14 protein-coding genes are annotated in these 12523 nt (G+C 73.0%); 6 read left to right on the top strand and 8 right to left on the bottom strand.

What is annotated here, in order from left to right; genetic code table 11:
• Nucleotides 1-25: 25 nt before the first annotated feature.
• The 3 genes from NITAL_RS10425 to NITAL_RS10415 all read left to right on the top strand — a co-directional run bounded on the left by NITAL_RS10425 (nt 26) and on the right by NITAL_RS10415 (nt 1936).
• Nucleotides 26-934 carry a diacylglycerol/lipid kinase family protein gene (locus NITAL_RS10425; RefSeq protein WP_052666179.1) on the top strand — a complete coding sequence of 303 codons (909 nt, stop codon included), beginning with the start codon at nt 26-28 and terminating at the stop codon, nt 932-934.
• Nucleotides 935-1355: 421 nt separating this feature from the next.
• Nucleotides 1356-1607, top strand: coding sequence for a WhiB family transcriptional regulator (locus tag NITAL_RS10420; protein ID WP_052666178.1), 252 nt, complete (start codon nt 1356-1358; stop codon nt 1605-1607).
• A gap of 11 nt (nt 1608-1618) precedes the next feature.
• Nucleotides 1619-1936: a hypothetical protein gene (locus tag NITAL_RS10415; RefSeq protein ID WP_052666177.1), complete on the top strand. Its 318-nt coding sequence runs from the start codon at nt 1619-1621 to the stop codon at nt 1934-1936.
• Between the two features lie 14 nt (nt 1937-1950).
• Here NITAL_RS10415 and NITAL_RS10410 read toward each other — a convergent pair whose 3' ends face one another.
• Both NITAL_RS10410 and NITAL_RS10405 read right to left on the bottom strand, forming a co-directional pair.
• The gene (locus NITAL_RS10410; RefSeq protein ID WP_052666176.1) at nt 1951-3393 is read right to left on the bottom strand and encodes a sensor histidine kinase; all 1443 of its coding nucleotides are present in this window, start codon (nt 3391-3393) and stop codon (nt 1951-1953) included.
• A gap of 3 nt (nt 3394-3396) precedes the next feature.
• The gene (locus tag NITAL_RS10405) at nt 3397-3819 is read right to left on the bottom strand and encodes a sigma factor-like helix-turn-helix DNA-binding protein (protein ID WP_052666175.1); all 423 of its coding nucleotides are present in this window, start codon (nt 3817-3819) and stop codon (nt 3397-3399) included.
• 277 nt (nt 3820-4096) lie between these two features.
• Between NITAL_RS10405 and NITAL_RS10400 the strand changes: the two genes are divergently transcribed.
• Nucleotides 4097-4681: a DUF5317 domain-containing protein gene (locus tag NITAL_RS10400; RefSeq protein ID WP_052666174.1), complete on the top strand. Its 585-nt coding sequence runs from the start codon at nt 4097-4099 to the stop codon at nt 4679-4681.
• Here NITAL_RS10400 and NITAL_RS10395 read toward each other — a convergent pair.
• Together NITAL_RS10395 and NITAL_RS10390 are read right to left on the bottom strand one after the other, a co-directional pair.
• Entirely contained in the window at nt 4659-5870 is a 1212-nt protein-coding gene (locus NITAL_RS10395; protein WP_052666173.1) for an HD domain-containing protein, read from the bottom strand. The two genes, NITAL_RS10400 and NITAL_RS10395, sit on opposite strands and share 23 nt — an antisense overlap.
• The gene (locus NITAL_RS10390) at nt 5867-7201 is read right to left on the bottom strand and encodes an HD-GYP domain-containing protein (protein WP_157041750.1); all 1335 of its coding nucleotides are present in this window, start codon (nt 7199-7201) and stop codon (nt 5867-5869) included. Before NITAL_RS10390 ends, NITAL_RS10395 begins: the two co-directional genes overlap by 4 nt.
• A 730-nt stretch (nt 7202-7931) precedes the next feature.
• Between NITAL_RS10390 and NITAL_RS10385 the strand changes: the two genes are divergently transcribed.
• The gene (locus tag NITAL_RS10385) at nt 7932-8660 is read left to right on the top strand and encodes a hypothetical protein (RefSeq protein ID WP_052666171.1); all 729 of its coding nucleotides are present in this window, start codon (nt 7932-7934) and stop codon (nt 8658-8660) included.
• Between the two features lie 16 nt (nt 8661-8676).
• On the opposite strand, the gene NITAL_RS10380 is transcribed toward NITAL_RS10385, so the two are convergent.
• The 4 genes from NITAL_RS10380 to NITAL_RS10365 form a co-directional block, all read right to left on the bottom strand.
• The gene (locus NITAL_RS10380) at nt 8677-9159 is read right to left on the bottom strand and encodes a transcriptional regulator (RefSeq protein ID WP_169786811.1); all 483 of its coding nucleotides are present in this window, start codon (nt 9157-9159) and stop codon (nt 8677-8679) included.
• Between the two features lie 107 nt (nt 9160-9266).
• On the bottom strand, nt 9267-10223 hold the full coding sequence (locus NITAL_RS10375) for an NAD-dependent epimerase/dehydratase family protein (protein WP_052666170.1): 957 nt from the start codon (nt 10221-10223) through the stop codon (nt 9267-9269).
• Between the two features lie 73 nt (nt 10224-10296).
• A complete protein-coding gene (gene rsrA, locus NITAL_RS10370) occupies nt 10297-10605 on the bottom strand; it encodes a mycothiol system anti-sigma-R factor (protein ID WP_052666169.1) in 309 nt (102 codons plus the stop codon).
• Entirely contained in the window at nt 10602-11243 is a 642-nt protein-coding gene (locus NITAL_RS10365; RefSeq protein ID WP_281175530.1) for a sigma-70 family RNA polymerase sigma factor, read from the bottom strand. The genes rsrA and NITAL_RS10365 overlap by 4 nt, the downstream gene beginning before the upstream one ends.
• A 255-nt stretch (nt 11244-11498) precedes the next feature.
• Between NITAL_RS10365 and NITAL_RS10360 the strand changes: the two genes are divergently transcribed.
• Nucleotides 11499-12401, top strand: a complete 903-nt coding sequence (locus NITAL_RS10360; RefSeq protein WP_052666168.1) for a hypothetical protein — start codon at nt 11499-11501, stop codon at nt 12399-12401.
• The last annotated feature ends 122 nt before the right edge of the window (nt 12402-12523 follow it).

Here is a 12523-nt window from a genome sequence, read left to right as displayed (position 1 = left end):
GGCGGCCATCCACGCCGGAGCCGCGTTGCGAGCCCTCCTCGTCTTCAACCCGAACGCGACCACGACCGACGAACACGTCCGGGATGTGATCGCGTCCGCCCTCGCGTCCACCGTCGATCTCGAGGTCGAGGCCACCAAGCAGCGGGGCCACGCCACCCACCTGGTCGCCGGAGCGGTCCACGAGGGCTTCGAGGCGGTGTTCGCGCTCGGTGGTGACGGGACCGCCAACGAGGTGCTGCAGGCGCTGGCGGGGACCGACGTCCAGCTCGGGATCATCCCCGGTGGCGGCGCCAACGTCCTGGCGCGCGCGCTCGGCCTGCCCAACGACGCCGTCGAGGCCACCGCGGTCCTGCTCGACCACCTCCGGGCGGGTCGCAGCCGTCGCATCACCCTCGGCCGCGCGGGCGAGCGCTACTTCGGGTTCAACGCCGGGTACGGGTTCGACGCGGCGGTGGTACGCCACGTCGAGCAGCACCCGGCCCGCAAGCGCCGCTTCAAGCAGGGGGCGTTCGTGTGGTCGACCACCCGGGAGTGGTTCGTCGGGGCTCGCCGCGACGACACCCAGGTGACCGTCCGCACCCCTGACGGCGCCAGCCACGGTCCGTTCGCGCTCACGTTGCTGGCCAACACCGACCCGTACACCTTCCTCGGGCCACGGCCGATGCACGTCCACCCGCAGGCCACCTTCGACACCGGCCTCGATCTGCTCGCGATCGCACCCGTCGGCACCCCCTCGCTCCTGCGCATCCTGTCCAAGGCGTTCGCCGACGGTGGCCACGTGGCGCTCGACGGCGTGCGCTACTGGCACGACCTCGACGGGTTCACCCTCACCTCGACGGCCGCCCAGCCGCTGATGGTCGACGGCGACTACGCCGGCGAGCACCGCGAGGTGACGTTCACCGCCGTGCGGGACGCGCTCCGCGTCCTCGCCTGACCGCGCCGCCGTCACCCCGCTGGAGCGGTGCAACACGCGTCAGGACCGGGCCGCTGCCGGCAGGCGGACCGCTCCTCGGGGGGTGCACCGCGCGGGAAGCGCGCGGACGCGTGCTGGCGACGGTCCTGTGCGTGCAGATGCAAGCACTACCCCTTGACAGCGGCGCACCAACGGTTACGGTCCCGTCAGCCAACGTTCGTGAAACACTTCACGAGCGTCGGCCGGCCGGCACCTCGGGCACCGGAACCTGGCGGTCCGACCCTCCACCTGCTCGGCCGACGCGACACGGCTCCACCCCCGCCGCGCCCCCACCGCGGCGACCCCGTCACCAGCCCCGCCCCGGCTCGTTGACGGCATCCGGCAGGGAGGCCCCCCCGGCCCCCGGACCACGACGGCGTTCACGCCACGAGGGAGAGCGAACATGGACTGGCGCGGTAACGCAGCCTGTACCGACGAGGACCCCGAGCTGTTCTTCCCCATCGGGACGACCGGCCCGGCCATCGACCAGGCGGACGCCGCCAAGCGGGTCTGCGCCCGGTGCGACGTGCGCGAACAGTGCCTCGAGTTCGCCCTCGCGGCCAACCAGGACGCCGGCGTCTGGGGCGGCCTGACCGAGGACGAGCGCCGGACCCTCAAGCGGGCCCGTCAGCGTCGCCGCCGCATGGCCAGCTGAGCCCACCTCACGTGCCCACCCGCACGTACCTGACCACGCCACCCGGCCGGGAGCCCTCCGAGGCGACCGGCCGGTCGGCGTCCGAGCACCGGGAACGTTACGTCCCGGGCCTCGCCGCGCCGACCGAGCCGCGGCCGCCCTCCCGGTGGCGCGGCCCCCTCCTGGTCGTCGGCACCGCCGCGCTGGTCCTGGCCATCCTCGTGATCGTGCTGCGGGTCTCGGCCGCCACCCAGGCGCAGGACCCGGCGCTCGACCCGGCCCTCGGCGACGTGGGCTCCCTCACCGACGAGGGCCCGACGCTGCGCGACAGCATCCCGGGTGAGGGCTGACGGGCTTCGTCCGATCAGCGCGGCAGCGGGAGCAGCAGCTCGCAGGTGGTGCCGCCGTCCGGACCGGACCGCTCCACGGCGAGGGTGCCGCCGAGCTCGGACTCCACCAGCGTCGTCGCGATCCGCAGACCCAGGTTGGCGTCCGCGTCGACGCCCCACCCCTCCGGGACACCGACACCGTCGTCGATCACGGTCAGGTGCAGCGACGCGGGCCGACGCTCGAGGTCGATCACGATCCTGCCGCCCCGGTCCGGGAATGCGTGCTCGACCGAGTTCTGCACCAGCTCGGACAGCACGAGCGCCAGCGGGGTGGCGACCTCCGCGGGAAGCTCACCGGCGTCCCCGGCCAACTCCATGGTCACCGGCCGCTCCGGGTCGGTCAGGCCGGTACCGAGCATGTCGAGCAGCCGGCCGGCGACCTTGTCGAAGCTGACCCGCTGGCGGGAGTCCTGCGACAGCGTCTCGTGGACGAGCGCGATCGAGGAGATGCGCCGCACCGACTCCCCCAGGGCCTGCCGGGCCTCCTCGGACGACAGCCGGCGCGACTGCAGCCGCAGCAGCGACGCCACGGTCTGGAGGTTGTTCTTCACCCGGTGGTGGATCTCGCGGATGGTCGCGTCCTTGTAGAGCAGCAGCCGCTCGTGACGGCGCAGCTCGGTGACCTCGCGGATCAGGACCAACGCACCGAGGACGTGGTGCTCGCGGGTCAGCGGCAGCAGACGGCGCAGCACCACCGCCCCGCGTGCCTCGACCTCGGAGTCCAGCGGTTCGCCGTCACCGAGTGCTTCGAGGACGGCGACGTCGTCGAGATCGAAGGTGGACAGGTTGCGGCCGACGATGTTGTCGACCACCCCGAGGCGGCGGTAGGCGCTGATGGCGTTCGGTGAGGCGTACACCACCGTGCCCGAGGGATCGACGCGCATCAGCCCGTCACCGACGCGTGGCGCGAGCTCGCGCTCGGGATCCTCGCCCGGGAACGGGAACGCGCCCTCCGCCAGCATGCTGGACAGCTCGTTGGCCGCCTGGAGGTAGGTCAGCTCGAGCTGCGACGGCGCCCGGACCATCGACAGGTTGGCCTCGCGGGTGACCACGGCGATGACCTCGCCGTCGAGGGGCACCGGGATGGCCTCCTCGCGCACCGGCACGCCGGTCGACCAGTCGGGTTCACCGTCGCGGACGATGGTGCCCTCGGCGAAGGTCCGGGTCACCGCCTGGCGGGCATCGGGCGCGAAGGTCGTGCCGACCAGGTCCTCGTTGTAGATCGTCTGGGCGGTGTAGGGCCGCATGTGGGCCACGACGGTCAGCTCACCGCTGGTGGGTTCGCGACAGAACAGCAGCAGGTCGGCGAAGGACAGGTCGGCGAGGATCTGCCAGTCCGAGACGATGGCCTGCAGGACGTCGACGGCGCTGCCTCGGAGCCCGCCGCGCTCCTCGACCAGCTCCTGCAGCGACGACACCCATCAGCCCTTGGGGAGGAAGCGCTGCAGCTGTTGCAGCGGGACGGCCTCGCGGATGTGCGCGAAGGCGCGTTGCTCGATGTCCCGGGCCTCGGAGAGCGACAGGCCGAGCTCGCGGGCGGTGTCGGCGAGATCGTGCGGGTGACCGTCGACGAGGCCCATCCGCAGCTCGAGCACCCGGCGTTGGGTCGCGGGCAGGCGGCCGAGCACCTGCTGGAGCGGCCCCGTCAGCTGCTGGATCGTCTCGTTCTCGCCGGTGGGAGCGGGCTTGCGCCCCCGCGACGCGCCCCCGCGGCCCCCGCCGCCCGCCTTCTTCCCGCCGCCCTTCTTGCCGCCGCCCTGCGCCGCGCCGCCCTTCGCCGCGCCACGGCCGGCGCCGTCCCCGGAGCGGGGACCGCGGCGACGTGCATCGGAGCTGGAGGCCATGCGACGAGCCTAGCGGTCGGTCCACCTGGGTCGGCGGGGGCCGCGAGCCGGACCCGCGTCACCGGCCACGCCACACGGGCGGGCGCTCCTCGAAGAACGCGGTCACCCCCTCGACCACGCCCGCGTCCTGCTCCTGCCGCACGCTCACGCACGCTCCTCCCCGGCCTCCCACGACGCCCGAACGATCGCCCGAGCGTGCGGCCCGGATGCTAGGTCGCGCTCGGTGCGACCTGTGAGCCCGACCCGTGGCACCATCCCGGGGACAGGGGGATCGTCCGTGCCCTTCACGCTCACCGTCGTGCTGCTCGCCGTGCTCGCCTCCTACCTCCGCGGTGGGAGGCTGCGCCGCATCGCTGACGCTCGACTTCGGCTGCCGTGGCTGCTGTTCGCCGGGTTGGCCCTCCAGATCGGTGTCGACGTTGCAGCGGGGCGCGGGGTCCTCGCGGACGCGAGCCCCCCCGGCCTCGCGTTGCTGATCGCCAGCCAGGTGCTCGTGGTGGCGTGGCTGGTCATCAACCGCCACCTGCCCGGTGTCGGGCTGGTTGCCATGGGGCTCGCGCTGAACGCCACCGTGATCGCCGCCAACGGCGCCATGCCGGTCGACCCGGACGCCATGCGGGCGCTCGGTCTCGGCGCGTTGGAGGTCCCCCCGGGCAAGCACACCCTGCTGACGGACGCCACGCGCCTGCCGTGGCTGGCCGACATCTTCCCGCTGCCACCGCTGCGATCGATCATCTCGGTGGGGGACGTGGTGCTCGCCGCTGGCCTCATCCCACTGACGCACGCGCTGATGACGTGGCGGCCCGAGCACGAACGTCGCGGCGGCTCCCGACACGGTGTCAGCGACGCGCAGGTGCCTTGACCGACCGGTCGAGGACGGCGAGCAGCGCCTGCACCACGTCGAGGTCGTCGGTCCCCCGGACCAACCGGACGGTGACCTCCTGCCGCTGGCCGACGTCGGACACGTCCGGCGCGTAGCGGTCGGCCTCGCAGCAGGCGGCGACGATCCGGGCTGCACGGGCGAGGGCAGGATCGGCCGACGCCAGCGCGGCCGGATCGCCGTGCGCCGCGACGATGGCGGCGACCTGGTCGAGGTCCCCGGCGGAGGCGATCACGCGCGCTCCGGCCTGGGCGAGGTCGGCCCGGGTGGGTTCGTCCTCGGGTTCGAGGCGGATGTGGCCGAGCTCGTGGAGGTAGGCCGCCTGCTCGATCTCGAGCGTCGATGCCGCGTCGATCCCGAGCTCGAGGGCGACCCCTCGGGCGAGCTGCCCCACCCGCACACCGTGGTCGGGTCCGACGGTCCCGAGCTGTTCGGGCAGGCGCGACATGGCGCGGATGGTCTGGTCGTAGGCGGTGGTCACCCCGGCGAAGCGATCGAGGCCGATGCGGGCGGCCAGCAGCGGCACCAGCATCGACGGCAGGGTCCAGACGCCGAGGGACCGGTGGACCAGCGCCCCCATCACCGCGGTGGAGGCGATGGCGAGGTCGGCCGACCACGTGGCCTGGATCTCGTCGATGATGCGCCGCATCGGGAACCGTGACAGCTCACCGAGCACCGAGACCTGCAGGGCCGGCAGCAACGCGATGAGCACGGTGACCACCATCGCAGCCGACGCCAGGTGGAGGCCGACCTCGGTGTCAGCGGAGGCCTGCCAGGCCGAGCCGAAGGTGCGCCCGAACGCCGCGAGGCCACCGAGCAACCAGGCGGTGGCCACGGCGACCACCAGGGACGGTACGGCGTCGGCCCGGCGGTCGACCAGGCGGGCGAGGGCCCAACCGGCAGCGGCGAGCCCGGCCAGCAGCGGCGCGTCGACACCGATGAGCGCGCCCGTCGCGATCACGGCGGCCGAGGTCGGCACCGGGCGACCACGCGGCGGCTGGATCGGCAGCAGGTCGGTGACCGCGACGGCGAAGACCATCAGCACCACGTGGTAGGCAGCGACCGGCGCTTCGGGGCCGGCCCCGGCCCACCAGGCGGCGGCGCCGACAGCCACGCCGCTGACGACGGGCAGCACGCGTGCCGGCGAGACGTCCAGCCCCCCGACGATCACGAGCCGCCCCCCGCGTCGACGTTGAACCGGTCCGCCGCGGTGCCGAGCGGGATCTCGCGGCCCTTGAGCTCGGCGGCGGACGCGAACTCGACCGTCGGCTGCCAGTCGAGACGGACGACGACGGCGGCGAGCGCCTCGACCATCCGGCTGTCGAACTGGTGGCCGACGCAACGACGCAGCTCGGCGACGGCCTCGTCGACGCCGAGGGCCCGGCGGTAGGAGCGTGTCGAGGTCATCGCATCGAACGCGTCGACGGTGGTCACGATGCGCACGAGGTCACCGAGCTCCTCCTCGGAGACGCCGTGCGGGTAGCCACGGCCGTCGAGCCGTTCGTGGTGGAAGCGCACGATGTCGAGCACCGGGGCGAGGAAGTCGATGTCGCGCAGGATCCGTGCCCCGATGGTGGGGTGCTGCTTGATCTGCTCGAACTCGTCGTCGTCGAGCGGCCCCGGCTTGTTGATCACGCACAGGGGGACGCCGATCTTGCCGACGTCGTGCAGGAGGGCCGCGTACCCGGTCAGACGCCGCTCGTCGTAGGGGACCCCGAGCTCCTCGGCCACGTGCACCGACAGCTCGGCGACCCGCTCCGAGTGACCGCGTGTGTAGAGGTCCTTGACCTCGATGGCCGTGACGAACGAGCGCACGAGCCGGTCGTAGGCCTCGTCGGTCTTCTGGAACGCCACGAGCCCCGATCGGGCGACGAAGACCGGCAGGGCGAGCAGGAGCAGCAGCACCGGCCCGATCCCGCCCGCACGCAGCAGCGCGGCGGCCAGGATCGCGATGCCCACGTACGGCGCCTGCAGCCACCCGACCTGGACGACGGACCGCCAGGCAGACGACAGCGGCTCGCCGCTCGCGGCCGCGACCACCATCCCGACGAAGAGGTAGTTCACCGAGACGTAGACGACCGAGGCGATCGCGATCGCCAGGACCGCGCCGGGATCGGGGAAGTCGGCCCCGAAGAGCCGGATGAGGCCCGTGTAGGTGCCGCCGGCGACCGCGGCCGCCACGGCGAACTGACCCGCGTTGAACGCCACCCGGAGGAGCCGCTGGTCGCTGACCTTGAAGGCGATGGCGGCTGGGCCACCGAGGCTCGCGATGACCGCGACAGCGGGCCCGTCGGCCAGGATCGCGACCAACACGACGAGGTTGGAGAGCGAGACCCTGACGTCGTCACGCAGCTTCGTGGACAGCAGCTCGGTCACGAAGAACGCGACGAGGTACGCGATCCCGACCCAGAGGGGCGCACGGGGGATGGCCACCCCGAGGCACGCCGAGCCCATCGCCGCGACGACGACGACGACCAACGTGAGTCGGGAGCGACGCTGCACGGACCGCCCTTCGGAGCAGGGCGAGCGATGGGCGGAGGAGGCCTGCTGCTGCCCGTGTCAGGCCCAGCTGGCGCTGGCGCCCGAGGCCAGCACGAGCGTGGCCAGGGCGGACAGTGCGACGAAAAGACGCTTCGTCATGGTGCACCTCCATCGAGTTGATCGATCCGGTGCCGTCGTCGCCGCTAGTGGACGTCGGCGGGATCTCCGCTCCGCTCGATGGTGTCGCGGTCGTGGTGCTGCGGGAGGCCCGCAGCATCGTGGTGCCGTGGTGCCGTGGTGCGGTGTTGCCCACCCTCTCGGGTGGTGGGTGACCCGGGTCACCCCGGATCCTCGACCGAGCGACGTCACCGTCGTCCGGTCGTGCCCCGCGGACCCCCTCCGCGCATCGCTCGCTCTGCAGTTGTCAGCTCGACTCTCGGTGTCGACGTGCCCCCTGACGCTCCACCTCGATGCCGCCGTCACCCCGTGTGGTCGGGGATGAACGCTCGGTCACTGTACGGGCAGCCAGAGCTCGCGTCTAGCGGTCGCCCGCTGACGTGCTATGCGCACACACGGTGAGGCGCTTCCACACCAGCAACACGGCCCTCTCCCGCCACGCGCGACACAACGACTGTTGCGCGCACGGAGCGGACGGCTGCGGAGGTAGCGCCCGATCCCGTTACCTGCGGCGCGGGCGTGGGTCACAGCAGTATGGTGCCCCGCCAGCAGGCACCCGCGAGTCAGGACGACGGTGGACGGTACGGACGGCGGACGCTCGGCGGCGGGCGCGGATCTGACAGCTGAGGTCGATCTGACCGCGCCACCGGCGCGCACCGACCTGCACGACCCGCGGCAGCGCACCACGGTGGAGCACGCCCTCGCCACGGTGCCCGGGGTCATCGGCGCCCGCGTCGTGCCTGGCTTCGAGCGGCAGGTGGACGAACTGCACGTCCTCACCGACCTCGAGAAGGCCCCGAAGCAGGCGGTCCGCGACGTCCAGACCGTGCTCATGGCCCGCTTCGGCGTGCCCACCGACCACCGGGTCATCTCCGTGGTCCAGCTCGACGAGCAGCGCATCGGCGGCCCCTCCGCCTCGCGGGTGACCATCGACCACGTGGCGGTCACGCACGCGGGGCTCGAGGTCCGTGCCGAGGTCGCGCTGCGCGACGGCGACGCCGAGCTGGTCGGCGTCGGCGACGGACCCTCGACGCCCGCCGGCCGCCACCGTGCGGTCGGTCGCGCGACGCTGGACGCCGTGCGCACCCTCCTCGGCGACGAGCAGGTGGTCGAACTCGAGGGCACCGACGTCACCGAGGTGCTCGGCCACCGGGTCGCCATCTCGTTGGTGCAGTTCCGGGCCGCCCGCGGCGAGCACACCGTCGCCGGCAGCGCCCTGGTCCGTGACGCCACCGCCGATGCGGTCGCGCGATCGGTCCTCGACGCGCTGAACCGCACGATCGGGGAAGCCGCCTCGCGGTAGCCCACGAGGGGCGACGCTAGGGCTGCTCGCCGGTTCCGCTGTCGCCCTCGGTCAGTGCCCCCACGGCACGCAGCTGCGCCACCAATTCGTCGACGGTGGCCTCCTGGATGACGGCGATGGCACGCAGGTCCTCGCCGCGCAGCGACAGCACCCGCCGGTTGTAGTCGCCACGCTGCTGCTGGATGGTCTCGCAGTAGCGTCGCAGGCCCGACCAGGCATCCCCGAGCGCGCCGAGCCGCACGAGGTCGAGGACCAGCCCGCCTCCGGCACGCGCCGCCGGTGGCGCATCCCCGGGCAGCACGTCCCCCGCGCTGACCCCGTAGAACGCCGCGAGCTCGAGCAGCCGCGTCGCCGAGATGTTGCGGTCACCTCGCTCGTAGGAGCCGACCACCGCGGCCTTCCACTGGCCGTCGGAGCGCCGCTCGACGTCCTGCAGGGACAACCCCTGCTCCACGCGGACACGGCGTAGCCGCTCCCCCACCTCGGTCGTGTACGACACCCGCAACCCTCCCGCACGATCGCCCCAGCCATCGCGCACGGCTGGACGGTACCTGGCCGTGGACGTCCGCACGGCCGCTTCGGCCGCGACCGAGCGTCGGGAGGGCGTCAGGCGCCCTGCGACGCCGCCCAGGACAGCGTCGCCGCGAGGCCCTCCTCGAGGGTGGTCCAGGGCTTCCAGCCGAGTTCGCGGGCAGCGAGCGACGCGTCCACGGCACTGTGGCGAACCTCACCGGCACGGGCCGGGCCCGGCGTCGCGTCGTGCGGGTACTCGGTCGCGGCCGCCAGCGCGCGGAACAGCTGGTTGATGCTGATGCGCTCCCCGGTGCCGATCGTGTAGCGCGTGCCGTCCCCGCGGTCCGCGGCGAGGACGAAGGCGTGCACGACGTCGTCGACGAACACGAAGTCGCGGGTCTGCTCACCGTCGCCGAACACCGTGACCGGCTGCCCGGCGAGCATCCGGCCGATGAAGGTGGCCACGACCCCACCCTCACCGGCCGTCGTCTGGTGCGGGCCGTAGACGTTCGCGCAGGTCAGCGCGGTCCAGGCCACGCCGTGGAGCGCCTCGTAGGTCTGCAGGTAGGTCATCGCGGCGCGCTTGCTGGCGCCGTAGGGCGACAACGCCGGCGGGTCGAACGATTCGCCGACCGGCAGCTGATCCTCGCGCGGCTCGCCGTACGAGCCGATGGAGCTCGCGTAGACGATCTTGCGCACACCGCTGCGGGCGGCCGCCTCGCACACCGCGACGGTGCCGAGCACGTTGGTGGTCGCGTCGCCGAGCGGATCGGCGACGCTGTGCCGCACGTCGACCTGCGCGGCGAGGTGGTAGATCACCTCGGGCCGGAGGCGTTCCACCAGCGGGGTCAGTCCGCCCGAGGTGATGTCGAGCCGGTCGAACTCGAACCGGCCGGCGTGTCGCTCCCGAGCGTCGGCGAGGTTGCTCAGCGTCCCCGTCGACAGATCGTCGACGCCCACCACGCGACGGCCGTCCTCGAGCAGCCGCTGCACGAGGTTGGAGCCGATGAAGCCGGCGGCGCCGGTCACGAGGACGGGACGGTCGGACATCGAGCGGTCCTCGGTCGAGAGCGTGCAGCCGGCGGGGCGTACGCCCCGGGTGGGCTGGCAGGCTAGTGGCTGCTCAGGCGCCGTCCGGGTCGACGCCCGGCAGGTCGCCGGTGAGCAGCCCCGAGCGGATCCGCTCGACGAGGTCCGGTGGCGCCGCGTCGGCGCAGCCGCGGCGCACGATCGCCCGTAGCTGCTCCTCGAAGCTGGCGCGTTCGGTGCACGGGTAGCAGTCGGAGAGGTGCTGCTTGACCCGGCCGACCTCGCTCTCGGGCAGTTCGCCGTCGAGGAACCGCTCGAGTTCGTCGAGCGCCTCCTGACAGTCCGGCCCGCACTCCGAGACCGGGGTGTCCGCACGCGGCAGCGGCGAGGACCGATCGCTCACGTTCCCACCTCCTCGGGGTCGTCGAGCAGCCCGCGTTCCCGGGCGTACTCCGCCAACGCCTTCTGGAGCGCCTTCCTTCCCCGGTGCAGCCGCGACATCACGGTACCGACCGGGGTGTCCATGATCTCGGCGATCTCCTTGTACGCGAAGCCCTCCACGTCGGCGAGGTAGACCGCGAGCCGGAAGGTCTCCGGCAGATCGGCGAGCGCCTGCTTGACCTCGTCGTCGGTGAACGACTCGAGGACCTCACGCTCCGCGGAACGGCCGCCCCCCCGGTTGACCTCGTCGTAGAACGAGAAGTCGTCGATCTCGTCCTGGAGGTTCTCCTGGGGACGCCGCTGCTGCTTGCGGTACATCGACAGGTAGGTGGTGTGCAGGACCCGGTAGAGCCACGCGCGCAGGTTCGTGCCCGGGCGGTACTGGTGGAACGAGCGGTAGGCCTTCGCCACCGACTCCTGGACCAGATCGGCGGCGTCGTGCGGGTCGCGGGTGTAACGCATCGCGGCGCCGTAGAGCCGGTCGAGGTAGGGCAGCACCTCGGCCTCGAAGCGGACGCGACGGTCGTGGTCGCTCAGCTCCTGTCGGACGGGACCGCCGGTGGGGCCTGTCCCGTCCTGCCGCGGCCTCACCTCGCTCACGGGCCTCCTGCTCGTCCGGGTCGACGAGCGTAGGGCAGCCAGCGGCCGGACCCGACCCAGCCTCCACCTCCTCGCTCGCTCAATCTATTTCCACATCTTCCAGCATCTTTCATTGTGTTCCATCATCGCTCGCTGTAGCTTGCCACCCGACGCCATCGCTCCGGGACCGCACCCGCCGTGTCCGGTCACCCGGGGGCCGGCCTCGTCACCGCCCCCGCGGGGCCGGCGCGTCACCCCGACCGAACGGAGCGCGTGGTGGCCGATGCCAGCTGGTTCGAGGACGAACTCGAGGTCGCGCCGCGGCCACGGAGGCGCCTCGTCCTGGTGTTGGCCCTGGTCGCCACGTCGTGGATCGTGCTCGCCCTCGTGCTCGTGCGCGGTGACGGCCGGTCCGCCGGGATGGCTCCGGCGACGCACGACCACGCAGCGGCACCGGAGGAACAGACGGACGCGGAGCCGCTACCGGAGGCCGTCGATCCAGCGGACGACGAGGTGCCGTCCGGGGCCATCGACCCGCCCCCCTCGACGGCTCCGAGCGGCGTGACGGTCAGCCGGGAGGAGGCCGAGGCCCTGACGCTCGCGGTCGTGCGCGGGTGGCTCTCCGACGGCGGGCCGGACCTCGGCCTCCCAGGGATCGAGGTGGACCGTCGTGCCTACCTCGAGCATGCCGCGATCGAGGGCATGGACCTGCCGAGCGATGACCTCGCCGTGGCGCGCGTCCTGCTCGTCCTGCTCGTGCGCGAGGACGACCGCTACGTCGAAGCCACCGTGCGTCGGGCCGCCGTCCCCCTCACCGTCACGCCGACGAGCGTCCACCCGGGGGGCACCCCGTGGTGGCTGCCGGACGCCCCTGACCTGACCCCCGTCCCGCCCGCGACCCAGGCCGTGCACGACCCCGACCTCGCGGACGCCGTCCTGGCCGCGCTCACGGAGGCGGGGTACCGCGCCCCCGGCGTGAGCGAGCTGGCGGTGACCGGCGCCGGGACCATCGTGGCCGAGGTGACCGCCACCACCCCGTCGGGCGACGAGGTGGCCGGGCCCATCTGGCTGGCTGCGACCGGAGACGGACCGGTCGTCCTCGGCCGCGCCCGTGAGGCGCCGATGCCACCAGGACCACCGACCCCTGGCAGCGACGCCCCGACCGACCCGGCGGGCTGAACCACCGGCGGCGGGCTCGTACCCACCGCTGCCACCCCCGCCGCCCACCGATCAGCGACGACCAGCAGTGACCACCCCGCGCCGGACGATGTCCGTCGGCGCACCGACTCCACGGGGGAGCC

The sequence above is a fragment of the Nitriliruptor alkaliphilus DSM 45188 genome (assembly GCF_000969705.1).
GTDB classification, from domain to species: Bacteria; Actinomycetota; Nitriliruptoria; order Nitriliruptorales; family Nitriliruptoraceae; genus Nitriliruptor; species Nitriliruptor alkaliphilus.
The sequence above is the reverse complement of the archived record's forward strand: the minus strand, read 5'-3'. Positions and strand labels throughout refer to the sequence as shown.

What these genes read in the sequence shown, in the direction of transcription:
- NITAL_RS10420 (WP_052666178.1), top strand. Translation starts at nt 1,356, where the DNA reads ATGGACTGGCGCGGTAACGCAGCCTGTACCGACGAGGACCCCGAGCTG.
- NITAL_RS10405 (WP_052666175.1), bottom strand. Translation starts at nt 3,819, where the DNA reads ATGGCCTCCAGCTCCGATGCACGTCGCCGCGGTCCCCGCTCCGGGGAC.
- NITAL_RS10375 (WP_052666170.1), bottom strand. Translation starts at nt 10,223, where the DNA reads ATGTCCGACCGTCCCGTCCTCGTGACCGGCGCCGCCGGCTTCATCGGC.